General features: G+C 34.1%; 17 protein-coding genes and 1 pseudogene. 7 read left to right on the plus strand and 11 right to left on the minus strand.

Annotation, left to right across the window (positions count from 1 at the left end):
• Positions 1 to 97 precede the first annotated feature (97 nt).
• The gene (locus K6T82_RS12240; RefSeq protein ID WP_223706157.1) at positions 98 to 475 is read left to right on the plus strand and encodes a hypothetical protein; all 378 of its coding nucleotides are present in this window, start codon (positions 98 to 100) and stop codon (positions 473 to 475) included.
• Positions 476 to 598: 123 nt separating this feature from the next.
• Positions 599 to 1,045 (plus strand): annotated as a pseudogene (locus K6T82_RS12245) (IS1595 family transposase); the annotation flags it as partial.
• A gap of 310 nt (positions 1,046 to 1,355) precedes the next feature.
• On the opposite strand, the gene K6T82_RS12250 reads toward K6T82_RS12245, so the two are convergent.
• Positions 1,356 to 1,907: a hypothetical protein gene (locus K6T82_RS12250; RefSeq protein ID WP_223706158.1), complete on the minus strand. Its 552-nt coding sequence runs from the start codon at positions 1,905 to 1,907 to the stop codon at positions 1,356 to 1,358.
• Between the two features lie 340 nt (positions 1,908 to 2,247).
• Between K6T82_RS12250 and K6T82_RS12255 the strand changes: the two genes are divergently transcribed.
• The 4 genes from K6T82_RS12255 (at position 2,248) to K6T82_RS12270 (ending at position 5,461) form a co-directional block, all read left to right on the plus strand.
• On the plus strand, positions 2,248 to 3,006 hold the full coding sequence (locus K6T82_RS12255; protein ID WP_223706159.1) for a helix-turn-helix transcriptional regulator: 759 nt from the start codon (positions 2,248 to 2,250) through the stop codon (positions 3,004 to 3,006).
• Between the two features lie 31 nt (positions 3,007 to 3,037).
• Positions 3,038 to 4,288 (plus strand): FAD-dependent oxidoreductase, encoded by a 1,251-nt coding sequence (locus K6T82_RS12260; RefSeq protein WP_223706160.1) that lies wholly within the window; start codon positions 3,038 to 3,040, stop codon positions 4,286 to 4,288.
• 110 nt (positions 4,289 to 4,398) lie between these two features.
• Entirely contained in the window at positions 4,399 to 4,887 is a 489-nt protein-coding gene (locus tag K6T82_RS12265) for a hypothetical protein (RefSeq protein WP_223706161.1), read from the plus strand.
• Positions 4,841 to 5,461, plus strand: coding sequence for a BamA/TamA family outer membrane protein (locus tag K6T82_RS12270; RefSeq protein ID WP_223706162.1), 621 nt, complete (start codon positions 4,841 to 4,843; stop codon positions 5,459 to 5,461). Before K6T82_RS12265 ends, K6T82_RS12270 begins: the two co-directional genes overlap by 47 nt.
• Positions 5,462 to 5,463: 2 nt before the next feature.
• Here the strand turns inward: K6T82_RS12270 and K6T82_RS12275 are convergent, their stop codons facing one another.
• From K6T82_RS12275 to K6T82_RS12320, 10 genes are all read right to left on the minus strand, one after another.
• On the minus strand, positions 5,464 to 5,877 hold the full coding sequence (locus K6T82_RS12275) for a 3-hydroxyacyl-ACP dehydratase FabZ family protein (protein WP_223706163.1): 414 nt from the start codon (positions 5,875 to 5,877) through the stop codon (positions 5,464 to 5,466).
• A gap of 194 nt (positions 5,878 to 6,071) precedes the next feature.
• Entirely contained in the window at positions 6,072 to 7,049 is a 978-nt protein-coding gene (locus tag K6T82_RS12280; protein ID WP_223706164.1) for a glycoside hydrolase family 43 protein, read from the minus strand.
• On the minus strand, positions 7,046 to 8,080 hold the full coding sequence (locus K6T82_RS12285) for a glycoside hydrolase family 43 protein (protein WP_223706165.1): 1,035 nt from the start codon (positions 8,078 to 8,080) through the stop codon (positions 7,046 to 7,048). Before K6T82_RS12285 ends, K6T82_RS12280 begins: the two co-directional genes overlap by 4 nt.
• 192 nt (positions 8,081 to 8,272) lie before the next feature.
• Positions 8,273 to 9,451 (minus strand): aldose epimerase family protein, encoded by a 1,179-nt coding sequence (locus K6T82_RS12290; RefSeq protein WP_223706166.1) that lies wholly within the window; start codon positions 9,449 to 9,451, stop codon positions 8,273 to 8,275.
• Positions 9,452 to 9,475: 24 nt separating this feature from the next.
• Positions 9,476 to 10,498: a glycoside hydrolase family 43 protein gene (locus K6T82_RS12295; protein ID WP_223706167.1), complete on the minus strand. Its 1,023-nt coding sequence runs from the start codon at positions 10,496 to 10,498 to the stop codon at positions 9,476 to 9,478.
• A gap of 174 nt (positions 10,499 to 10,672) precedes the next feature.
• Positions 10,673 to 12,487: a glycoside hydrolase family 2 protein gene (locus K6T82_RS12300; RefSeq protein ID WP_223706168.1), complete on the minus strand. Its 1,815-nt coding sequence runs from the start codon at positions 12,485 to 12,487 to the stop codon at positions 10,673 to 10,675.
• A 232-nt stretch (positions 12,488 to 12,719) separates the two neighbouring features.
• Positions 12,720 to 13,751 (minus strand): glycoside hydrolase family 43 protein, encoded by a 1,032-nt coding sequence (locus tag K6T82_RS12305; protein ID WP_223706169.1) that lies wholly within the window; start codon positions 13,749 to 13,751, stop codon positions 12,720 to 12,722.
• 141 nt (positions 13,752 to 13,892) lie between these two features.
• Positions 13,893 to 15,068, minus strand: a complete 1,176-nt coding sequence (locus tag K6T82_RS12310; RefSeq protein ID WP_223706170.1) for a glycoside hydrolase 5 family protein — start codon at positions 15,066 to 15,068, stop codon at positions 13,893 to 13,895.
• 83 nt (positions 15,069 to 15,151) lie between these two features.
• Positions 15,152 to 16,675 carry a RagB/SusD family nutrient uptake outer membrane protein gene (locus tag K6T82_RS12315; RefSeq protein WP_223706171.1) on the minus strand — a complete coding sequence of 508 codons (1,524 nt, stop codon included), beginning with the start codon at positions 16,673 to 16,675 and terminating at the stop codon, positions 15,152 to 15,154.
• A gap of 18 nt (positions 16,676 to 16,693) precedes the next feature.
• Positions 16,694 to 19,699 carry a SusC/RagA family TonB-linked outer membrane protein gene (locus K6T82_RS12320; protein WP_223706172.1) on the minus strand — a complete coding sequence of 1,002 codons (3,006 nt, stop codon included), beginning with the start codon at positions 19,697 to 19,699 and terminating at the stop codon, positions 16,694 to 16,696.
• Positions 19,700 to 20,090: 391 nt separating this feature from the next.
• Between K6T82_RS12320 and K6T82_RS12325 the strand changes: the two genes are divergently transcribed.
• Complete coding sequence (locus K6T82_RS12325) at positions 20,091 to 24,017, plus strand: hybrid sensor histidine kinase/response regulator transcription factor (RefSeq protein WP_223706173.1); 3,927 nt, start codon at positions 20,091 to 20,093, stop codon at positions 24,015 to 24,017.
• Positions 24,018 to 24,082: the final 65 nt, after the last annotated feature.

The following is a 24,082-nucleotide window of genomic DNA, read 5'->3' on the forward strand; positions in this document are numbered from 1 at the left end:
AGGTACACAAAGCGGATAATTATATAATATGTTATAAGTAATTTTGCGCAATCCAAAACAATTCAATCATATTTACAACAAATTAAAATCCTACATTATGTCAGATTTTTTAACTCAATTTGGTGAAGACCTAAAGAAAAACGTCCCTGGTTTTATAGCTGTTTCTGTAGCTGAAATTGCAAGCGGTATGTCATACTATTCACAATCAGTTGTTGCAGATTTTGATCCTGAATTAGCATCGGCTTATAATCTTGAAGTGGTTAAAGCAAAAATGAATGCTATTAAGGCTCTAAACCTACAAGGACAGGTTGTTGACAACATTATGATCACGCTTAGCACGCAAATGCACATTATCGATGTATCTGACAATCAGCAGTATTTTATTTATTTAGCGGTAGATTCTACTAAAGCTAATTTAGGTATGACAAAATCTATCTTAAATAAATACAAGAAAGAAATCGCAACAAAATTGTAATACCTGTAATTTTTTGCCCCTTGAAGAGGAATATTCTATATTGAATGTTTCTCTTTATTTTTTTACAACAGTTTCAAACTTCTCTAAAATTTCTATATTTAGAAACTGAAAAGAACTGTTTAAATGGAACTACGCGCCTATTTCGAAAAATATCCAGACGAAGCCACTTGTATTGAAGAACTCAAGAACAAGCGCTTACAAAATGGTTTAATTTGCAAAAAATGCAATCACGATCAGCATTCTTTCAGAAGAAACGATTTGAAATTTCAATGTCGAAAATGCGGCAGTAGAATTAGTCTTAGATCAGGAACTGTCATGGAAAATTCGAATCTTCCTATTCGCTACTGGATGATCTGCATTGAATTAATGACTTTGACACATCGAAAAATGCCAATTCTCAAAATCCAATATTTATTAGGACACAAACGCTACGAACCCATCTGGCTGATGGTGCAAAAAATTCGTTTGGTCATGAAAATTAGAGACGATAAATACCGATTAAGGGCTTATTCTGAATTTGATCCTGAATTCCTTCAAAAAATAGATAAATTGGCTTTGAAGAAGAAAGAGAAATAATGGTTAATTGTTAATTGTTGATGGTTTATGGTTGATGGTTGATGGTTGATGGTTGATGGTTGGTGGTTGATTGTTAATTGTTAATTGTTAGTGGTGCTTTACTTGAAAAAAATATAGACAAACAAAAAAGCCACAGATTAGAAGATTTAAATGATTTTAAAATCAGTGTTAATCTTTTAATCTGTGGCTTTCAATTTATTGATAAAGAACTTAGCAGGCTTCGACTTCGCTCAGCCTGACAGTTAATAATTAATCATAACAATTAACAATTAACAATTAACAATTAACAATTAACAATTATCAATTATTTCTTTTTGTTCTTTTTTGCTTTAGTTCTTTTCGCTTTCTTTTTAGCGATTTTTTTAGCTTTAGCTTTATCTTTTGCTTTTTTAGCTTTTGCTTTCTTTTTAGCTTTTGCTTTTAGTTTTGCTTTTTTAGCCTTTTCTTTTTTAGCATCTTTAGCTTTTTCTTTTCTTTTAGCTACTGCTTTTTTCTTTTTCAATTTTTCTTTTTTCTCAGCTAACTGTTTTTTCTCTTTTTCCTTCATCTTTTTCTTCTTATCGTTTTTAGACTTATCTTCTTTTGCTTCTGTGGCTTCTTCTTCTGATGAAACTACTTCTTCTACTTCTTCAGCAACTTCTTGTTCTTCTTCCTTCACCTCTTCTACAGCTACAGTTTCTTTAGCTACTGTTTTTCTCGGAGCCCGTTTTGGTTTTGGTTGAGATTCTGGAGTTTCAGTTGCAACTGATTCCGTTTCTTGATTCTGAGCGGTATTTTGCTCGTTTTCATCAGTAGAGATAACCGGGTTTGTATTTACCTCCTGATCGATTTCATTAGTAAGCACTTCTTCTGCCATTATTGTGTTAATTTTAAGAAATTGATTAAATTAATTTTGAATATTGCTAATTTTCAATGTTATTAAATCATTAAATTAACATCAAAAAATAATAAACAAAGATAAATTGAAAAACCTATTCGCCAATGTTAAGTTTTTCATTACAGCAAAAAACACGACATAAAACACTAAAAAACAATCAATTACCCAATGTTAAGTTTTTACTTCGTAATTTTTCATAAATTCAGATGCTTTTCTGAGCCATTAGAACGGCTTCTAATTTTAGCGAAATAATAGTTCCTTTTGAAAAAAATCGCCTTAAATTCGTTGAAAAACGTTTCATAAATCAGTTTTCTTTAGCATGCACGAGAAATTAGAATACAAATCCATTCAACCCGATCAAAGCCTTTCTGACTTTGTGGATAGTTTTTGGTGCATGAAAAACAATTCTGACGAAAATTTAGAAACAATTGGCTTGCCTGACGGAAGAATCGATTTATCCTTAATTCAAACCAAGGAAAATGCATTTCAAATTAGACTCTTAGGTTTAGGAACCAAACAATATGAAAAAGGTATAATTCCAGCCAACAGCCTGACCTTTGTCATCAGTTTTAAACTTCCTGCCATTGAATACGTTTTTCACGAAAGCATTGCTGCACTTTTAAATTCAGGAAAAATAGTAGAAAACTACTTTTGGAACTTCAACAAAACCGATTTGGAAAATTTTGAACTGTTCTGCGAAAAAGCTTCACTAAAAATTCAGTCTCAACTAACAAAAGAAGTAGATATTCGAAAACAAAAACTATTCAGACTACTTTATGAAACACACGGAGCTTTGAGCGTTAAAGAATTTTCAGAACAATCCAATTGGAGCAGCCGCCAAATAAACCGTTATTTTCAGCAGTATTTTGGAATTTCATTAAAAGAATATTCTTCAATTCTTCGTTTTCGTGCTTCATTGGAGCATATTGCAAAAGGAAAACTATTTCCTGAAGAAAATTTTTCAGACCAAACCCATTTCATTAAAGAAATCAAAAAAATATCAGGCTCTCTTCCTAAAGAATTGTTTCAAAACAAAAACGACCGATTTATACTATTATCGGCTCTTTCCTCTAAATAATTTTGTCGCATAGATTTTAAAACAAAAAACTATGCTTTTAGAAAACAAACAAGTCGCTATAATCGGTGGCGGAATGGGCGGTTTACTTCTAGCCCGCCTTTTACAAATGCAAAATGTAAATGTAAAAGTTTTTGAACGAGATACAAATGATGAAGTTCGCATTCAGGGCTCTCCTTTGGATCTACATGAAGATTCTGGTTTAAAAGCCATGATAAATGCTGGTTTAGAAAAAGAATTTTACTCCAACATTAGTCCAAACGCAAGTAAAGCAAGAATTCTTAATAAAGATTTCGAATTGAAATTTGATGAACATTTAGATTCAAATACAGACTCAATATCAATATCAATGTCAAATTCAAAATCAAAATCAAAATCAAAATCAAAATCAAAACAAAATTCAATCGACAATTCACTTCAGGATATCTCGAAACCTCGTCCGGAAATTGACCGTTCAGTACTTCGAAATATTTTACTGCAATCGCTTCTACCCGAAACGATTATCTGGGACAGTTATTTTCTTTCTATGGAAAAAGAAAACAAAGGCTGGCGATTGCATTTTAAAAATGAAACTAATTTTTATGCTGATTTAGTCATTGCAGCTGATGGTGCAAATTCTAAAGTCCGTTCTTATTTAAATGCTGAAAAACCGATTTATTCCGGAATTACAATGCTTGAAGGAACAATTTATAATGCCAAAGAAAATGCTCCAAATCTTTTTCATTTTTCGAAAGGAGGAAAAGTATTAGCGCTCGGAAACGAACAAACCATTATGTACGGCACAAAAGGAGACGGCTCTTTGATGTTTCTTTTAAGCAGCAAAATTCCTGAAAACTGGATTTCAGAAAGTGATTTAGATTTCAAAAACAACCAGGAAGTCTTCGACTGGTTTAAAGAAGTATACAAAGAATGGAGTCCAAAATGGCATGAACTTTTATTGAGTGATGAATTGTATTTCATCCCACGTCCGCAATACTATTTCCCATTAAACCAAACTTGGGAAACACAAGACAACCTTACCATGATTGGAGATGCAGCACACCGAATGCCTCCGTTTGCAGGAAAAGGTGCAAATTTGGCAATGCTAGACGCACTTGAACTTTCGGAGTTTTTAACTACCAATTCGTTTAAAGATATCAAATCTGCTATTTCACATTTTGAAAAACGAATGTTGGAAAGAGCCACAAAGGCCACAGAAGATACTCTGAAAAATGGAGCGCAACTACATTCTGAGAATGCTCTAGAAAATTTAGTTGCTATTTTCGAAAGAACAACAAAAACTTAATTCTTTACACATCAAATACTTACAATTATTTTATTTAAATTTACAAGTATCGAAACCCTTTTAAAGTAATTATACGCCAGATATAAGTTTCACTAAAACAAATTTATACTATGAGGCATTTTCTACTCCTATTTTTTCTCGCAGGTTTTATCACTTTTTCTTTTGGACAAAAAACCGCAGATTCTATTCCTAAAAAAGAAAAGAAAATAGAATTGAGGATAATGCCGTATTTAAGCTATAATCGAAATTTAGATTTTATGTTGGGCGTTATTCCAATGATGATGTACAAAGTCAATCAGGCGGATACGATTTCCCCTAAATCACTTTCAGGAATGTCTGCCATTTATACCACAAACAAATCTTATGTTTTGGCATTTTTCAATAGATGGTATCTAAATGAAGACAAATGGCGCTTAAAATTTTTCTTTTTGACCGGAAATCAAAATTCTCAGTTTTATGTTGATGATGCAGATCAACCTGATTTTTATGATTATGGAACCAAAACAACTATCTTAAGTGTAGGCGGACAACGTAAAATCATTGGACAGTTCTATGGCGGACTTTCTTATACTTTTGCAACATTACAACACAGTTTATGAAGATGATATTTCGCCTTCATCCGTTTCACATAGCAATGCATTAGTCGTGAATTTATTATACGACACCAGAGATGCCGTATATTATCCCACAAAAGGTTATAAAATAAAAATGGATTGGTCCACTTATCCTAAATTTCTGGATAATGAATTAGCCTCAAATCGAATTTCTTTTCAAGCCAATAAATATTTTCCAAACAGAGGAGAAAAAGACGTTATTGCTGCTCGTTTTTACAGCAAATTCGGTTTAGGAGACGTAGCATTTGAACAGCAAAGTACTATCGGAGGAACAGATATACGTGGTTATTCTGAAGGAAAATATCGAGGTTCCGGATTAATCGATATTCAAGGAGAATACCGCTACAACTTTGCAAAAAAAATGGGATTAGTAGGCTTTTTTGGAATTGCAACCATTTACGGTTCCGACACTCCAAGTTTCGATTGGAAATTATATCCAGGCGGCGGTGTAGGTTATCGCTACAATCCTTTTAAGAAATCAAAATTTAATGTTGGTTTGGACGGAGCTGTTGGTAAAGGAGATTGGGGAGTTTATTTTAGAATTGGCGAAGCATTTTAAACTTACTGCAGCTTCACGCAAAGCCACTCACCTTTTACAATCAATTTATCATCTGAAAAAGCTTCTCCAGATTGCTTGATGATTTTTTCGCTTATGCGGATGTTTTTCACTAAAAATTTCACCAGTTTTTCAAATTCAACACCTGCAAAAAATTCGATATTATCCAAACTCACTAAACCAAAAACACCCTCTGCTAGTCCTAATAATTTTACCCCTGCGCCACCACATTGCGCCATTGCTTCTATCAAAATTGTTCCGGGTACAAAATTAAAATCGGGAAAACTTCCCTGAAGCCAAGCATCTTCTTGGGTAAAAGTTTTTAGTCCAATAATTGTTTCGGCTGTATAAGAGATAATTTCATCAACAAATAAAAATGGAGCTCTGTGCGGAATTAAATCTTCTATTTTCTGATTCATGGTATTTAATTTGCAACAATTTACGAATCCCATTTCACATATACAATGTTTTACGAAAAAGAGACAGAGTTACAAAGGGACAAAGAGACAAAGTTAGAAAGAGACGAAGCTTTAAGCTTTTCTTCTTTCTTCTACCTTTCTTTGTCCCTTTGTCCCTTTGTCCCTTTGTAACTTTGTAACTTTGTAACTCTTTTTTACTCCTCTAACAAAATAAAACTTTTAGCATTTGCTTTGATTTTAGCTCCTTCAAAATCAATATCTATAAGTCCAGCTTTTCTTGGGGAAACTGCACCATTATTGAAATGCGTATGCAAAATATATTTCATTTTCCCAGCTTTATCATAAAAGACATCACCGTGTCCAACTCCATTAATTCCAACATCTTTACGACTGATTATCGGACTATCAGTTGCTTTTTCCCAAGGGCCAAGCGGACTTTTTGCTGTCGCATAACCTACAGCATAATCTGGATTTCTAAAATCGTTTGCAGAATAAATCATATAATACAAACCGTTGTGTTTTAAAACGGTCGGACCTTCTGTAACCGGCCAACTTACATTTTGAGTATTTTCCCAAGGCAAAGTCCCCGAAATACATTCTGTTAAAGTTTCTGCTTTGATACTTTGAAGATCATCATTGATTTCTGCCACGAAAATGCGGTTTCCATTTGTTAAACGAACATGATAAAGGTATTTCTTTCCATCCTCGTCAATAAAAACAAACGGATCAATCTGATTTCCAGTTTTAATAATAGGCTCTTTAGATTCACTTTTAAATGGCCCTAACGGACTATCACTTGTCGCAACAGCTATATTTTCATTAGCTGTGTAAATCATGTAAAATTTGTTTTTATAGGAAATAACCTGAGGCGCCCAAAAACCTTTGTCTCCGAAAGTATCTCCTTTTTTCAGAGCAAGACCATTCTGAGCACCCACAGGACCTTTCCATTCTTTTAAATCTGAAGAAGTATAAACCTGAAAACCTTCTCCAATTGGAACATCTCCGCTAGTTGTTCCGTACAAATAATACAATCCATTATTGTAAAAAACGGTCGGATCGGCTAATAAAATCGGTTTAGATGTCGATTCTTCTTTTGGTTTTTCTGTACTTTTTTCTTGCGAACACGCCGCGAAGACGCAAAACAAGGTCGCTATACTTACTATTTTTTTCATTTTACAATGGGTTTTAAAATTTTTACTATGGAAGGCGAACCGGAATTTATGATTGGCCATCCGTTTTTATACGTTATTTTATCAATTAAGACAATTCTTCCTGATTTTGGACTATCTGCATCAATAGCATGATAAACGATCCATTCCTGACCTTTATCGTCGTTTACGATAGAATTATGCCCTGGTGCAATCCATTTTTTATTTTTACTTAAGATCACACTGTTTTCTTTTTTTTCAGCTTCTGCTAAAGTTTCAAAAGGACCTTCAGCGTTTTTAGATCTTGCAATCATTACAGCATAATGCGCTTTGTCTCCGCAGCAATTATCACCAGAATAATACAGATAATAAAATCCATCGTGATAGGAAATCCAGCTTCCTTCAACTAAATTCTGATAATTGGCTGGATCATTATTGCGAATCGGATTTATTAGATTTTTGGCAGATGTTCCTGTTTTAAAACTCAAGCGATCTTCTGAAAGTTCCCGAACCTTTAAAGCTTCGAAACCTGAACCCCAATACAACAATTTCTTTCCAGTCTGCGGATCATCAAACGCCATCGGATCGATATTGATAAAACTGTCTCCGCAAAGCAAAGGTTCTCCTTTATCAACGAATGGTCCTTCTGGAGATTTAGACACGGCAACTCCAAGACATTTTCCCTCTTTTGTATCCGATTCACCAGAATAATATAAATAATACATTTTGAGTTTTGCATCGTATAAAACATGCGGCGCCCAAAAATCCTTATCGGCCCATTTTGGTTTTATCGGAAGCGCATCTCCAACAAAAACCCATTCGACAAGATCCTTAGATTTTAATGTTTGAATGTGAATGGTCTTGCCAGAAACATTTGTATTGGTTCCATATGCATAAAAAAATCCATCGCCAGCTTTAATGACAGTTGGATCTGCAAAATCACTTTTGTAAACCGGATTTTGAAAAGTCGTTTCTTTTGAATTTTGAGCCTTTATATCATTAGAAATAAGAATCAAAACAAGCAAAAAAATTTTCAAATAGCTCTTTGTTTTCATGTTAATCTATTAATTCAATTAAAAACGTTTTAATTACTAAAAATCAAAAACTTAACAAACTAGTATAGATAAAATTTATAGAATAAAAACATCGAAAAAAGGTATAAATTCGGCATTTTACACTTCTAAAAACTGATTCATAATTTCCCTATTCTGTAGTAAAACTCAAAAGGTATTTCTTTAAAAATTCTCTTATTTATTTACCGAAAATTTATACAAAGAAACGGTGTGATACTTCTCTCCTGCCTTCAAGGTTATCGGAGCAAATTTTGGCTGATTTGGAGCATCTGGAAAGTGCTGTGTCTCTAAAGCAAATGCCGTTCTAAAATCATCTTTAGCACCCGATTTGAAGGTATTTTTACTTTGCATGAAATTACCACTATAAAACTGTAATCCAGGCTCTTCTGTATAAACATCTAAAGTAATTCCTGAAGCATCTCCTTTTATTGTAGCTGCATGCAGAAAACCATCTTTTTTAGTACCAGCTAGAACATAATTATGGTCATAACCTTTACCAAATTTCAATTGTTCGTCTTTGGTTTCAATTCTTTCACCAATAGTATGTTTTGAAGTAAAATCAAATGGTGTGTTTTTTACTGCTTTTAGTTCGCCGCTCGGAATCAGGCCTTCATCAACTGGCGTAAATTCGTTCGCATATATTTGTAATTCGTGGTTCAAAATACTACCACTTCCTTCTCCATTCAAGTTAAAAAACGCATGATTGGTTAAGTTTACAACAGTTGTTTTGTCTGTTGTTGCTTCGTATTCCATTTTTACAGCATTATCATCTGTAAGTGTATAAGTAACTTTTACCGATAGTTTCCCAGGAAAACCTTGCTCTCCATCTGGCGAAATATACGTTAAAACCAAAGTCTTTTCGTCTGTTTTTTGAGCATCCCAAACCACATCCTGAAAACCTTTTACGCCACCATGCAAAGCATTTTTGCCATTGTTTAAAGGAACTTGATACTGTTTTCCTTCTAAAGTAAATTTTCCTTTACCGATTCTGTTTCCAACTCTTCCGATTGTAGCACCGAAATAAGGTTCAGTTGAATTTTTAAAACCTTTTGCGCTGTTCATTCCAACCACGACATCGGTTTGTTTTCCGTTTTTATCTGCAACCCAAAGACCTACCAAACGACCTCCATAATTGGTAAAAGCAGCTTTTATTCCTTTGTTTTCGATCCAATACAAATTGACTTTTTTGCCATCGATTATCGTATCGAAATTTTTAGTTTCTAAAACTGTCTTTACCGAATCTGTTTTGACTTCTGTATTTTCTTTTGAAACTGCTTCTTCTTTCTTGGCATCCTTACAATTAAATTGCAAAAGTGAAAACAAAACAACTGCAGCAATCTGAATATTTTTCATTTTATGAATTTTAAATGTTCTTATTTATTTCGATGGAATTGCCAATTTAGTTTCTTCACTAACCGGCTCTCCCAAAACAGGAAATCCGTTCGCATCCCAATTAATTTTCTGCATTCTTGGCGATCTTTTATTTCCACAACCTTCTCCTGGATTGGAATTGGCGTGGTATAAAATCCAGTCTTCTTTTCCGTCAGGAGATTTAAAGAAGGAATTATGTCCCGGAGCATAAACTTTGTTTTTATCCGATTGTTTGAAGATTGGTTCTGGAGATTTTTCCCAAGCATTTGCATCTAGTAAATTATCTCCGCCATTGAACGTTAAAAGCCCTAAAGAATAAAAATCGGTCCAACATCCGCTTGCAGAAAAAACAATGAAGATTTTACCGTTTCTTTCTAAAAACTGAGGTCCTTCATTCACATTTACCTGTGCAGGATTTACATCATCATGCAAAGCTCCGTGCGTTTCCCAATCGTTTGTTGGTGCAGAAATCATAACACGATCGCCTTCAATTTCTAGTGGACTTTTCATTTTAGCGATGTAAATATTTTGCTGTCCGTTGGTATCGCCTTCCCAGCCAGCCCAAATCATGTACAATTGTTTTTTGTGCTCAAAAACATTTCCATCAATTGCCCATTTGTCTGTTTTAGCAGCGATTTTTCCTTTAAATTCAAAAGTACCTTTAAACGGATCAGAAGATTTGTTTTCTAAAACATACATTCTATGGTTGTTATTATCACCATTATCTGCCGCAAAATAACAATACCATTTTCCGTTTATGATATGAAATTCTGGCGCCCAGATTTCAGACGAATAATCCGTCCCTTTTGGTGGTGTCCAAATCACTTTACTTTCAGCGTTTTTTATATCTGACAAATCTTTTGTTTTCCATAAAGTCAATTTATTGCCAAGAGTATTCGTGTAATAATAGTATCCTTTGTAATACGTACTATACGGATCTGCGCCCGATGGCAAGATTGGATTTGTGAAGGTTTTCTGTTGTGCAAAACCAATTGTAGTGAACAGAAAAAGAAATAGGTATTTTTTCATTTTACTTTTTTTATTGTTGGGCGTGTTTTTTTTAAACGCAAAGACGCAAAGGTTTTTCGCAAAGTTCGCAAAGGTTTTTTCTCAGCTTTGCCACTTCAAAAGAAGCCGAAGTTCACAAAGCTGCTTGTATTTTGATGAACTAAAAAAGCTATGTTTCTATGTGTTTAAAAAAGATTATTTCTGATTCAAAGCATTTATAACATCCGTATTGATCTTATTCACCGCTTTGAAATCCATTTTGTCTACTTTTCTGTCGTAGGTCATGAAACCGTTTACTTCGCCTTCAACATCTGTTGTTTGTGTGTAAACTGCAGCTGAGAAACCTGTTTTAACCAAGTTTTTAAGGATTTCTGCATATTTTACATATTCAGCGGTAACTTCTGCTTGGTTTTTAAATTTCACATAACCCCAGTTGTCATTTGCTCTCCATAAATGCCCTTCAAGAGGAAGACCGATTCCGCCGTATTCTCCTAAAACTGTTACTCTTCTAGCATCGTACAAATACAATTCTGGTGCTGGATATTTGTGTAAATCTAAAATATCGCCAGTTTGGAAGTGATTTCCTCCACTTGAAGAATTGATCAAACGAGTTGAATCATAATTTTTAGTCCATTCTGTAATTTCAACTGTTTTGAATTGTCCCCAAGCTTCATTAAAAGGCACCCAAACCACAATACTTGGATAAGAATACAAATGATCCATAATTTCTTTCCACTCTTTTTTGTAGATTTCCTGTGATTTTGGTGTACGTTGCAATTCAGTTCCTTCAAAGTATTTTTTATCTTGCCAGATTGGTTGCTCGTCACCACTTGGCATGTCCTGCCAAACTAAAATCCCTAATTGATCGCAATGAGTATACCAACGTTCTGGTTCTACTTTTACGTGTTTACGAATCATATTAAAACCTAATTCTTTTGTTTTAATGATATCGTATTTTAAAGCTTCGTCAGTCGGCGCTGTATACAATCCTTCTGGCCACCAGCCTTGATCTAAAGGTCCGAATTGGAAATAATCTTTGTTATTCAACTGCATTCTCATCACTCCGTTTTCATCTCTCTTTGATGAAATTTTACGCATAGCGAAATAACTCTTTACTTCATCAACCACCTTGTTTTTGCTGATTAATCGAACTTTAGTTTGATATAAAAACGGACTTTCAGGCGACCATAATTTCGGTGCATTCAAAACAATATCATTGCTTTCGCCAACAACCGCTTTCTCTTTAGCAATTTCTTTTCCGTTATCTAAAACTGAAATTTCTACTAAATCGCCCGTTTCTGCTCCTTTTACATCAGCTTTTATACTAATTGTATTTTGATCGATGTTTGGAGTAGTTCTTAGTTCTGTAATATTTTTAGCATTAACTGGTTCAATCCAAACGGTTTGCCAGATTCCTGTAACGGGAGTATACCAGATTCCTTCCGGATTTTTAACTTGTTTTCCTCTTGGTTGAGGCCCATCATTTGAAGGATCCCAAACCTTTACAACCAATTTTTGATTGCTTCCTTTTTTTATAAACGGTGTAATATCGAATGAAAATGGCGTATATCCTCCTGTGTGAGAACCCACTTTTACATCATTGATAAAAACTTCGGTTTTCCAATCTACAGCACCAAAATGCAATAAAATATTTTTACCGTTCCAGCCTGATTCTATTGAAAAATTGGTTTCGTACCAAAGTTCATTTTTAGACCCCACTTCTTTCATTACCCCAGACAAACTAGACTCTGCAGCAAATGGAACCAAAATTTGTCCATCGTATTTTGATGGCGCTGCTTTTCCGAATTCCTGAATGCTATAATTCCACAAACCATTTAGATTCTTCCATTGACTACGTTCCATAATCGGACGCGGATATTCTGGAAGTGGCTTTTTAGAATCTACTTGTTCTGCCCATTTGGTTTTGATTTTATCTCCTTGTGGTTTCCATTGTGCGTTGACTGCCAATACTGAAAACAAGGCTAAAAAAAGGATACTTTTTCTTTTCATACTCTATATTTATTAGGTATTTATCTTTGAATAACTACCATGATGTTTCTAAATCAAAATTGAATTACCAGACTCATATCCACATAAGTCTGGTAATTACTTAAACTAAACTAACTTAACTAACCAATTTTTAAATGATGAATGGTTAATGGTGAACCGTAAATTATTGACATCTTAAAAATTCCTCTTTTTTAAGAATTATTATAACCCGAATTCACCTCATAATTCACCACTATTTTTTTGTAAGACCAAATTTCTTGACCAAACTATTGTATTCATTTTTAGAGATTGTAATCATACAGCCGTGGCGTACTTTTTCTGGAAGACTGTATTTGTCCCAATCCGAGAAGAAAGTATAACCAGAAGCCTGAAACCAAGGTCCGTTTAGGTTATCTGCGATCGATAATCCGTATGAAACACCTGGATATTGTTCGTAATACATGTACCATATTTTATCATCAGGAGAAGGAATCAACATTGGCGCTTCTCTGAAGTTTGGACTGATAGATTGCTGGGGCAAAGAATAAGGTCCTAAAAGGGATTTTGATTTGGCTATTCGGATGGTTTTTCCTGTTGTCCAATACAAAGTTGGATAGGTTTCGTCTTTAATAACTGCATAATAAGAATCGCCTACTTTACGAATAAAAACATCAATAGTTCCCATATCCCAATCGAATAAACGTTTTGGTGTTCCTTCAAAAGTTTTCAAATCTTTAGACAAAACATATAATGTTCTCTGACTTGCCCAATAGCGTTCTCCGTCTTCTTTTGTTCCTTCTAGATGTGGCGTGTGCCAAGTCATAATAAATTTCTGAGAAGGCTCATCGTAATACAATTTTGGAGCGCCAATTCGCTGTAAAGCGTTGGAGTAATCTGGTGTACTTTTTAAATCTGGTGTATAATCAGCATGTTTTTTCCATGTAATTAAATCGTCAGAAACCCAAATATTAATGCTCTTCGCATCGTCTCCAGTATTTCCTGCGATATAATATTTTCCATCAGGACCTTTACAGATGTCTGGATGTCCTTTGTATTCTTCAAAAACTCTTTTTCCGTTGTTTAGATTTTCCCAATGAAGTCCATCCAGACTTACAGAATAATATAATCTTCCGTAATCGTTGTGCGTCATGTGGGCAAAAAGATAGGCTTCGTTTTTTGGTTTTTCATTTCCTTTAACTTGTCCTGGTGGGTCCGGTTGTTGAGCATTCGCAGAAAATCCAGCTAAAATTACTGCTAGAAAAAATAAGTTCTTTACTGTTTTCATAAGCTCTTTTTTTAAATGTGCCAATTAGTCAATTTGATAATTAGATAATTAGATAATTAGAAAATTAGACAATGTGCCAATTAGAAAATGAATCAATTAACACTGTTTAAAAATTATCTAATTATCAAATTGACACATTATCTAATTCTTCTTGTTTGCCTCAGAAGTCATCTTTTTGATGAAATCAGTTTCTGCTTTTATGTATGGTGTTCCGTCTGTGTGCAATACATCGTGAAACCATAATTTTGGTTCTGCCGTATAGGTTTTAGTCCAACTGTCCCAAGCGTATTTTGTTTGCGTTTTTCCATCTACAAATCCCCAGTTGATCATACCAACATTGTATTTTCTTGCCAGAGGTAAAAATCCTTCGAAAGTACTTCCGTTTGGTCTTGCCATATATTCTGTACAGATTAATGGTTTTCCGTAACGTTGTAATTGTTTTACCACTCTTTCAAAATCTTGTGGTTTGTCGTAATTGTGGAAAGAAACGATATCAGATTGCTCAATTTGCATTTTGTGCATTGGTTTCATTTTAGCTTCATCGCTCCAGTCTCCAACCCAAACTCCTGAAGTCAATGGTTGTGATGGATTGCTTTCTCTTGCCCAAGCAAAAACATCTTTAAGAAGAGGCAGAATTAAATCTACTTTGTTTTTAATTTCTACTTTTTCATAAGATGGTCCCGTCATGTTGTCTGGTTCGTTCCAAACATCCCAACCTAAAATACGATTGTCATCTTTAAATTTTGCTACTGTTTCTTTAACATATTTCTCTAAACGAGGATATTGATTTTTATCCTGAAGCACTTTTTGCCCTGGACTTTGTACCCATCCTGAGTTGTGTGTATGCGGTTTTGGAGCACGTTGTTTTCCTAAAGCAGGAAACGGATCCCAACACGAATCAAACAAAACAAAAAGCGTTTTAATGTGGTGTTTATCTGCAATTTCTAAGAAAGTATTCATGCGTTTGTAAAGTCCTTCTGGATCTTGTTCATGCAATAAATCATGCAAATAAACACGCATTACATTCATACCAAGATTTTCTGCCCAACCCAATTCCTGATCAATTCTTTTTGGATCAAAAGTATCTTCCTGCCACATCTCTAACTGATTAATAGCTGTGCTAGGAGAATAATTTGCTCCAACCAACCAAGGTTGTTCAGCATACCATTTATTGGCCTGATCTTTAGTCCAGATTTCTCTTTTTTCTACTGAAGCTGTTTCAGCTTTACTTTCTTCAGGATTGCTTTTTTTGTTGTTACAACTAAGCAATACAAGTCCTGCTAACATAAATGTCAGACACAATTTTACTTTCTTCATTTTAGTTTTTGTTTTTTTTGAACAATCGTTCTTTATGGTAAGGGAATCAGAGTGATACCTCTGATTCCCTCAAAAATTCAGTATTAATATCCAGAGTTTTGCTCTAGATTTGGATTATTATCTACGTCAACTTGTGGAATTGGCATTCTATGATTTTTACCTACTGTGAAGTTTTTAAAATCAGGGTCACGAGCTGCGATTTTATCTACAGAAGCCTGAGAATCTAAATCTCCCCAACGTTTTAGATCTTCCCAACGAACACTCTCGCCGCATAATTCTAAAACTCTCTCCATTTTCAAACGCTCTAAGAATAGATCATGATTGTTTCCAATTTCAGGATGTGCAACAGCCAATGTGTTCATATTTACACGAGCTCTCACCATATCAACATATTGGTAAGCGGCAGAAGTACTTCCTAATTCGTTTAATACTTCAGCATAACGCAACAAGATATCTCCGTAACGAACTAATCTGTAGTTAACCTGGCTGTAATAATCTTCGTTATCTCTGTAATAATCACGGCTTCCTTTTCTAAACCATGCTTCATCATTGTTCCATTCCCAGTTTCTGTTGTATGTTTTGTCTCCAAAATCAGCTAATAATTGCGGATAATACAAAGTCCATCTCAAACGAATATCAAGATTACCATCTTTATTTTTTTCCTGTTTAAAAGCATTTACTAACCAAAAACGTGCTTGTCCGTCAGACCATCCAATTCCTCTTGGTGCGAAAAACTGACAACGGTTACTAGAAACAGCCGCATTTTGATCTTCTCCTGTTCCTCCTTTTCTTTGATCTCCAAATTGAATTTCAAAAACAGATTCAGCATTATTCTCATTTGTATCTGTAAAGTTGTCTCTGTAATTAGAAACTAAACTATACTTTGCTCCTGGTCCAGTAATTAAATATTCTAAAGCAGTTTTTGCTTCAGCCCATTTATGTTGTTGCATGTAAGTTTTAGCAAGAAAAGCTTTTGCCGCACCTTTATCAGGTCTTCCCAATTGATCTTGAGACCACGTTCCTGGCAAATCTTCGTATGCTTCATTCAAATCTTTCTCAATTTGAGCCCAGATTTCTGTTACCTTTTTCTGTTGTGGTAAATCTGCTGGTGTAGATGGATCTAAAACCAACGGAATATCCTCCCAAATTACTGCTGCATAGTAGTAATGCATTGCTCTGAAAAATTTAGCTTGAGCAATAATTTTCTTTTTGTCATCTTCATTTTTGAAAGTGATATTCGGAACATTTGCTAAAACCTGATTACATCTAAAAATAGCTTTATAGGTATCTCTCCACGTTACTGAATTTCCTTCCCAGAAATTATAATTGATGTAATTAAATCTTGTCCAGTCTGCTAATTCTGTCCACGGACTTACGCTATATCCTTCGTCAGAAGTTAAATCTAAACGGAAATAAATCCATCTTGCCCAAAGACCATCTTTGTAAAACATGGCATAAATAGAGTTTACACCAGCTTGAGCGTCAGTTTCAGTTTTCCAATATTGGTCTGTTGTAATATCATTTGGACTGTTCAGGTCTAATTCATTTTCACAAGCTGTAAAAACAAGACCTAGAAAAGCTGCGGTTATTATTATTATTTTTTTCATTACGCTATTTTTTTAAAATTAAAAGCCAAACTCAACACCGAAAGAATACGTTTTAAGATTCGGGAAAGCTCCATTGTCAACACCTCTTTCAAAAATATTACCGTTTGTAAACTCAGGATCTAAACCTTTATATTTAGTAATTGTAATAATGTTTTGTGCTGATAATGTTAATCTAGCTCTTGAAATACCTGAATTTTTCAATACATTTTGTGGCAAATTGTAGCCAAATCCAATGTATTTCAATCTGATAAAATCTCCATTTTCTAAGAAACGATCGCTATCTCCTCTTGAGTTCAAAGTTGAACCTTTTGTAACTCTAGGGAAATCTGTATTTGGATTTTCTGGTGTCCAAGGTTGAATACCTCTTCTGTAGTTACTATTATCATCAAAACGATCTACCACACTTCTAAATCCGTTATACACAGTTGCACCGTGCGAACCAATCCAGTTCATAGAAAAATCAAAACCTTTATACTCTGCTCCTGCATTTAAACCCATTTCAAATTCTGGCCATGGACTTCCAACAATCGATTTATCTGTACTTGAAATTTGTCCGTCTCCATTAGTATCTTTAAAACGAATGTCTCCCGGAACTGCATTTGGCATAATTACTTTACCATCAGCGGTTTTGTAGTTGTCAATTTCTTGTTGGTTTTGAAATAATCCGTCAGTTTGTAATACATACCACATACCTACTGGCAATCCAGCTCTTGTAATAGTATTTCCAGAAATATTTTCGTTTTGACCATTTCCTAATGAAACCAATTTATTATTGATTTTTGTAAAGTTTACAGAAGCATTAAATGAGAAGTCATTGATTTTTTTGCTGTAAGCCAACTCCAACTCAAAACCTTTATTTTCAACAGTTGCAGCGTTAGAAATTGGGTTTCCACCATCATTTCCAGTAGTTAATAAAATCGGGAAACCGAACAATACATCTTCTGTACGAGCAATAAAATAATCTGCTGTAAGGCGTAAATCATTATTTAGAACGCCAAGATCTAAACCTACGTTGGTTTGTTTTAATTTTTCCCAACGCAATTGTGCATTTGACAATTTTACCTGCGTTGCAGAAGGATATAACGTTTGGTCTTTTCCTAATACGATTTGTCCAAAATTATTTACGAAGCTTTTGTATTCGTAGTTTCCGATGTTTCCAGAACCCAATTCTCCGTAACTAGCTCTTAATTTTAAGTCTTTAATGAATTCTGATTTAAAGAAAGGTTCGTTGCTTACTCTCCATCCCGCAGAAACAGAAGGGAAATTACCCCATTTGTTTTCATCGCTGAATCTTGAAGATCCGTCACGTCTTAAAACAGCATTCAATAAATAACGATTGTCATAGTTGTATTCAATTCTTCCTAAATACGATGCAAGAGCAGCTTCATTAATAAAACCTCCTACTACAGGTGAGTTACCTTGGTTTAAAACATCATAATACTGTCCAGTACCTGAGTTTATCGGAAGATTTCTCTTTTGTCCGTAAATTTGATCGTATTTGTCTTTTTGGAAAGTCTGACCAACTAAAACTGTAATATCATGTTTTCCGAATTCTTTTTTGAAAGTCAAAGTATTTTCAAACAATGTTGTCTGAGATCTTCCTTTGTTCTGATCTGTAAAAGAAGGATCGATTGGTTGATTTAATGACCAGTTACCTACTTTTCTTAAGAATTTATAAGAATCAAAACTTGTTTCGTATCCAAAATTAAAACGGTATTTCAACCAAGATGTGAATTTTAATTCTGACCAAATGTTTCCTCTAATTCTAAAATTCTCGTTTGTAGTATTTGCGAAATCAGAAATTGCTAAAGGGTTTGTACCAAAAGTGTCCGCAACACCTTGTTTACCATAACCGTATCCTCCTGGATTAGTAGGATCGTATAATGGAATTGTAGGTGTCATTCTGTAAACATCAATAATTGGATTTCCAGCCATTTCATCTGTTTTAGAATTACTGATGGCTAAGTTTTCTCCAATACTGAAAATTCCTTTTGTTCCGCTTGAGTTTACACGGAATGAAATTCTGTCAAAATCAGTACCGATAACAGTTCCTTCATTTCCAAAATAATTTCCAGACATAAAGAATGTAGAGTTTTCACTTCCTCCTGAAAAACTCGCATTATAATCCTGCATCATACCTGTTCTAAATACCGCATCCTGCCAATCTGTATCAACAGCCATGTTTAGATTTTGTCTTGTAAATCCGGCATTATCATAAGCGATATTGTTTAATTTGGCAAACTCTTCAGTTCCCATTAAATCATAACGAGGCATTACTGTAAAACTGCTTTTTGCAGAAACTTCTACCTGAAGCGGTCCTTTTTTACCTTTTTTAGTCGTAATGATAATAACACCATTTGCTGCTCTAGATCCGTAGATTGCTGCAGCAGAAGCGTCTTTTAAAACCTGAATCGATTCGATATCATTCGGGTTAAAATCTCTGTTTGCAGAAGTTACCAATCCATCAATTACATACAACGGATTTGTATTTTGAAGATTCTTAAGTCCACGAATCTCAACATTCGCTTCTTGTCCAGGACGTCCACCACCACGAACTTTAACTCCCGTAACTAAACCTTGTAATCCGTCTGCAACTGTTGTAACCTGACGTTTTTGGATTTCTTCAGCTTTTACTAAAGAAACCGCTCCCGTTAAGTCTTTTTTCTGTTGGGTTCCATAACCTACAACAACTATCTCGTCTAGTTTCATTGCGTCCTCCTGCAAAGTAACATTGATAGAAGTTTGATTGTTAATGGCTATTTCTACCGTTTTGTAGCCTTGAGAGCTAAATACCAAAGTTTGGTTTCCAGATGCGGAAATTTTATAACTCCCGTCAAAATCTGTAGCGGTGCCATTGTTTGTGCCTTTAATTAAAACATTTGCAAAAGGAACCGATTCTCCTGTTGCGGCTGTAACTTTTCCCGTTATGGTTATTTGTTGGGCAAAAGCCGGCTGGAGTAATAAACTAAAGAAAACTAAGAGGTAATATCTCTTCGTTAAAAAGTGAGTGAGCTTTGTTTTCATTGAATTTTGCATTTTAGATAGTTTTATTTCTTTTGTGGTTGGTTTAACGAAATATTCATTTTTTAATCGTCCGGAATGCGAACAAAAAAAGAATTAATATTCTCTTCTAATAATAAATTGTTCATTTTGTTTCAAAATTATTAATGGTTTGGTTTTTCAAAGTTTATTTTATTGATAGCATATTTTTACACTTAAAATTTTATCAATATCATTTATTTGAAATTCCAAAGTAGACGCTTTTTATTCAAAATAAAATGCTTCTTTTGTGTCAATATCTCTTTCAAATGATTCAAATTGCATAAAAACAGTCAATAAATGCAAGTCTTGCAACATTTTGTAGAATATTGACACGATTTGATCAAATCTTAATTTTATCATAAAAAAGACAACTATGCGTAAATTCTTTCTTTTTTTATCTCTAAGTATTTTTTCGATAAATTTTTCGAACGCACAAGATTATTATTTTAAACATTTTCAGGTTGAAGAAGGACTTTCTAACAACACTGTACTGACCTCAATACAAGATAATGACGGCTTTATGTGGTTTGGTACCAAGGATGGTTTGAACCGTTTTGATGGTTATCGATTTAAAACATATAGAAGTAACGGTGACCCTATTCACAGTTTGGGAAGCAATTATATTCAGTCTATGCACGAATATGATGGAACAATCTGGATCGGAACAGATAAAGGTTTGTACCATTATGATAAAAAACAGGACCAGTTTACGGTTTTGAATGAAGCCATCAATGATCGTATAAATGACATCAATCATGATCAAAAAGGCAACATTTGGTTTATCTCCGGCAACATATTGTATAAGTATGCATCAAAAAAGAAGGAAACGACCACTTTTAATACCAATAAATACTTTCCAACAACGTCTATTGCTAGAGATCCAAAAGGTGAAATTTGGGCTTCTTCTTATAATAAAATCTACCATTACTCTGAAGAAAACCTTTCTTTTGAAAATTATCCGCTAAATCCGCCTGCAAACAAAGCCAATTTTAGAATTACAGTAATCTTTGTTATCGATCAAGAAAATATCGCAATCGGAACCCAAGATCACGGGATTTTGATTTATAATAGAAAAACTAAAGCCACTAGCGAATTAAAATTTGATGTAAAAGAACCTGTTTTTGTGCGTCAGTTTAAGAAACGAGGAAACGAAGAACTTTGGATTGCCAGTGAGTCTGGGGTTTATGTCTATAATTTGAAAACCAAATCTGCTGTAAATCTTACCAAGAATTACAACGATCCCTACGCAATTTCAGATAATGCCGCCTATTCGATTACGATTGATAAAGAGGACGGTATCTGGATTGGAACTTACTTTGGCGGAATCAATTACCATCAAAGACAATATACACAGTTCAAAAAATACTTTCCGCAGAAAGGTCAGAATTCCATTAGCGGAAGCGCAGTAAGAGAAATTCATAAAGACGATCAGGGCGATTTATGGATCGGAACTGAAGATGCAGGCATAAATCGCTTTAATCCAAAAACGAAAAAATTTACTTCTTATAATGTTTCCTATTATAATATTCATGCGTTATTGCCTAGAAAAGATAAAATCTGGGTCGGAACTTTTGAACATGGTATTGACGTTTTAGATCGTAATTCTGGCGCAATGCTTAAACATTACAGTGCAAATGAAAAGAGCGGCCTGCAGAGTAACTTTATATTTTCTTTTTCTGAAATGAAAAATAAAGATATGATTGTGGTTACGACAAGAGGTTTATACCGCTATAACGAACAAGCTGACAACTTCGAAATTTTAAAATTCTTTCCAGAAACTTATCATTATACTATTTTTAAAGAAGATAGCGATGGAAATCTCTGGGCTGGAAGTTATCGCGATGGATTGTTGTTTTACAATCCGAAAACGAAGAAAAAAGAGGTTTTTATTTATGATTACAAAAATCCAAAAAGTATTAGCAACAATACTATTAATGCCATTTTTGAGGACAGCGCCAAAAATTTATGGATTGCTACAGAAAATGGGCTGAATATCGTAGATCGCAAAACACACACATTTAAAAAAATTACGACAAAAAACGGAATGCCGAGTAATGTTTTCTATTCTATTTTAGAAGATGATTCAAAAAATCTTTGGCTGACCACTTCTAAAGGTTTGGTTAAATTTGGACCCGATCATAAAACAATTAAGATTTTTACCACTGCAAATGGTTTGTTGAGCGATCAGTTCAATTACAATTCGGCTTTTGAAGATGTAAATGGTGATATGTATTTTGGAAATTTGAATGGAATGATCAGTTTTAATCCGAAACATTTCAGTAAAAACAAATACACACCTTTTATTTACATTACTAATCTTCAGATTAATAATAAAGATATTGAAGTAAACAGTCCCGACTCTCCTATCGATCAACCGATATCTTTTCTTGATAAATTGGAATTAAACAGCAGCCAATCGTCTTTTAATCTTGAATTTGCATCTTTAAATTACACTGCGCCCGAATTGACAGAATATTGGTATCAATTGGAAAATGTAAACAACGACTGGGTTTATTTGGGCAGAAACAACAAAGTTTTCTTTACCGAACTGGCGCCTGGCGATTATATTTTTAAAGTGAAATCACTAAATAGTTTTGGTGTCTGGAGCAAGGAAGTGAAACTCAAAATTAGAATTCTGCCTCCTTTTTATGCAAGTATTTATGCTTATTTGCTGTATTTCGCATTGGTTTGTGTTGGTTTTTATTATGTTATTCGTTATTCTCAAAACCTTACACAGATTAAAAACAACCGCAAAATCAAGCATTTAAATGATGAAAAAGAAAAAGAAATCTATCAGGCAAAAATTGATTTTTTCACGAATGTAGCGCACGAAATCAGAACTCCTTTGACTTTGATTAAAGGTCCTCTGGAAAAGCTTTTAGGCTTGAACCATGAATTGGAAGAAGTACCGCAGCATCTTTCAATTATGAAGAAAAATACTTCTCGCCTATTGAAATTGGTGAATGAATTACTTGATTTTAGAAAATCGGAAATCGGCGGACTGAAGTTGACTTTCGTCGAAGCGAATATTTCTTCGATGGTTCGAAATTTCCATTTAAGATTCAGTCATTTAATAGAAGAACGTCAGCTAGAATTTGATTTGCAATTAGGAGAAAAAGACATTCATGCCTTTGTAGATAAAGAAGCGTTCAAAAAAATTCTGAGCAATTTGATTAACAATGCCATCAAATATTCGAACAAAAAGGTTTCTATTTCTTTATTTAGAGATGAAAAGAAACTGAGGTTAGTCGTTAAAAACGATGGAAAAGTGATTCCAATTCATCTGAAAAACAAAATATTCGAACCCTTTTTTAGAGTTGATGATAATAGTATAGCTTCTGGAACCGGAATTGGGCTTTCGCTGGCGCATTCACTTGCTCAATTGCATAATGGAAGCTTGGAATTGGTTGGTGATTCGAATTATAACATTTTCGAATTGGTTGTCCCGTTACATCAGGAACAAGAATTCATGCTTTATACTGATTCAGAAAAAGAACAGACAGAAATTGAAACGCCAAAAGAACCAGTTGAAATAAAAAATGAAAAACCACAGATTTTAGTCGTTGAAGACAATGAAGATCTTTTGAGTTTTATTACTACTGAATTGGCTGTATCGTACACGGTTTTAAAAGCAGAAAATGGCGAAGAAGCACTGAAAATCATTCATAACGAAAATGTTCAATTGGTAATTTCTGATGTTACTATGCCTATTATGGACGGAATTACAATGTGTAAAAAGATCAAAACCAATCTAGAAACCAGTCATATTCCGGTAATTTTATTAACGGCTAAAAACTCTTTAAAATCGCAAATCGACGGACTTGAAGTGGGTGCCGATGCTTATGTTGCCAAGCCTTTTTCTATGGATTATCTGAAAGTTCAAGCTAATAATTTGATCGAAAACCGAAGACAAATCATGAATTATTATGCAAGTTCTCCGCTTTCTCACATTAAAAGTATTGCACACAATAAAACTGATGAAAAATTCCTGAAAAAGCTGGACGATGAAATCCTTAAAAATATTGCAGATCAGGATTTAAGTGTAGAATCGCTTGCCGAAATCATGAATATGAGCCGTTCTACTTTATACAGAAAAATTAAAGATATTACGAATCTGAGTCCAAACGAGTTAATCAACATTGTTCGTCTAAAAAGAGCAGCTGAATTATTATTAAATGAAAACTATAAAATGTACGAAATCGCAGAAATAGTAGGTTACAAATCACAAACCAGTTTTGGTAGAAATTTTCAAAAGCATTTCAATATGTCGCCGACAGATTATATCAATGCAAACCGATAATTAATTAGAGAATGTGTCAATTAGATAATTAGTCAATTCCTTGCATTATCTAATTATCTAATTAT

It is taken from the genome of Flavobacterium potami (genome assembly GCF_020026915.1).
GTDB classification, from domain to species: Bacteria; Bacteroidota; Bacteroidia; order Flavobacteriales; family Flavobacteriaceae; genus Flavobacterium; species Flavobacterium potami.

Bases quoted from the DNA above. Each gene is read 5' to 3' on its own strand.
- K6T82_RS12300 (WP_223706168.1), bottom strand. From the start codon at position 12,487: ATGAAAAGAAAAAGTATCCTTTTTTTAGCCTTGTTTTCAGTATTGGCA.
- K6T82_RS12270 (WP_223706162.1), top strand. From the start codon at position 4,841: ATGGCGGACTTTCTTATACTTTTGCAACATTACAACACAGTTTATGAA.
- K6T82_RS12320 (WP_223706172.1), bottom strand. From the start codon at position 19,699: ATGAAAACAAAGCTCACTCACTTTTTAACGAAGAGATATTACCTCTTA.
- K6T82_RS12260 (WP_223706160.1), top strand. From the start codon at position 3,038: ATGCTTTTAGAAAACAAACAAGTCGCTATAATCGGTGGCGGAATGGGC.
- K6T82_RS12240 (WP_223706157.1), top strand. From the start codon at position 98: ATGTCAGATTTTTTAACTCAATTTGGTGAAGACCTAAAGAAAAACGTC.
- K6T82_RS12325 (WP_223706173.1), top strand. From the start codon at position 20,091: ATGCGTAAATTCTTTCTTTTTTTATCTCTAAGTATTTTTTCGATAAAT.
- K6T82_RS12305 (WP_223706169.1), bottom strand. From the start codon at position 13,751: ATGAAAACAGTAAAGAACTTATTTTTTCTAGCAGTAATTTTAGCTGGA.
- K6T82_RS12315 (WP_223706171.1), bottom strand. From the start codon at position 16,675: ATGAAAAAAATAATAATAATAACCGCAGCTTTTCTAGGTCTTGTTTTT.
- K6T82_RS12285 (WP_223706165.1), bottom strand. From the start codon at position 8,080: ATGAAAACAAAGAGCTATTTGAAAATTTTTTTGCTTGTTTTGATTCTT.
- K6T82_RS12265 (WP_223706161.1), top strand. From the start codon at position 4,399: ATGAGGCATTTTCTACTCCTATTTTTTCTCGCAGGTTTTATCACTTTT.
- K6T82_RS12275 (WP_223706163.1), bottom strand. From the start codon at position 5,877: ATGAATCAGAAAATAGAAGATTTAATTCCGCACAGAGCTCCATTTTTA.
- K6T82_RS12280 (WP_223706164.1), bottom strand. From the start codon at position 7,049: ATGAAAAAAATAGTAAGTATAGCGACCTTGTTTTGCGTCTTCGCGGCG.
- K6T82_RS12290 (WP_223706166.1), bottom strand. From the start codon at position 9,451: ATGAAAAATATTCAGATTGCTGCAGTTGTTTTGTTTTCACTTTTGCAA.
- K6T82_RS12295 (WP_223706167.1), bottom strand. From the start codon at position 10,498: ATGAAAAAATACCTATTTCTTTTTCTGTTCACTACAATTGGTTTTGCA.
- K6T82_RS12250 (WP_223706158.1), bottom strand. From the start codon at position 1,907: ATGGCAGAAGAAGTGCTTACTAATGAAATCGATCAGGAGGTAAATACA.
- K6T82_RS12310 (WP_223706170.1), bottom strand. From the start codon at position 15,068: ATGAAGAAAGTAAAATTGTGTCTGACATTTATGTTAGCAGGACTTGTA.
- K6T82_RS12255 (WP_223706159.1), top strand. From the start codon at position 2,248: ATGCACGAGAAATTAGAATACAAATCCATTCAACCCGATCAAAGCCTT.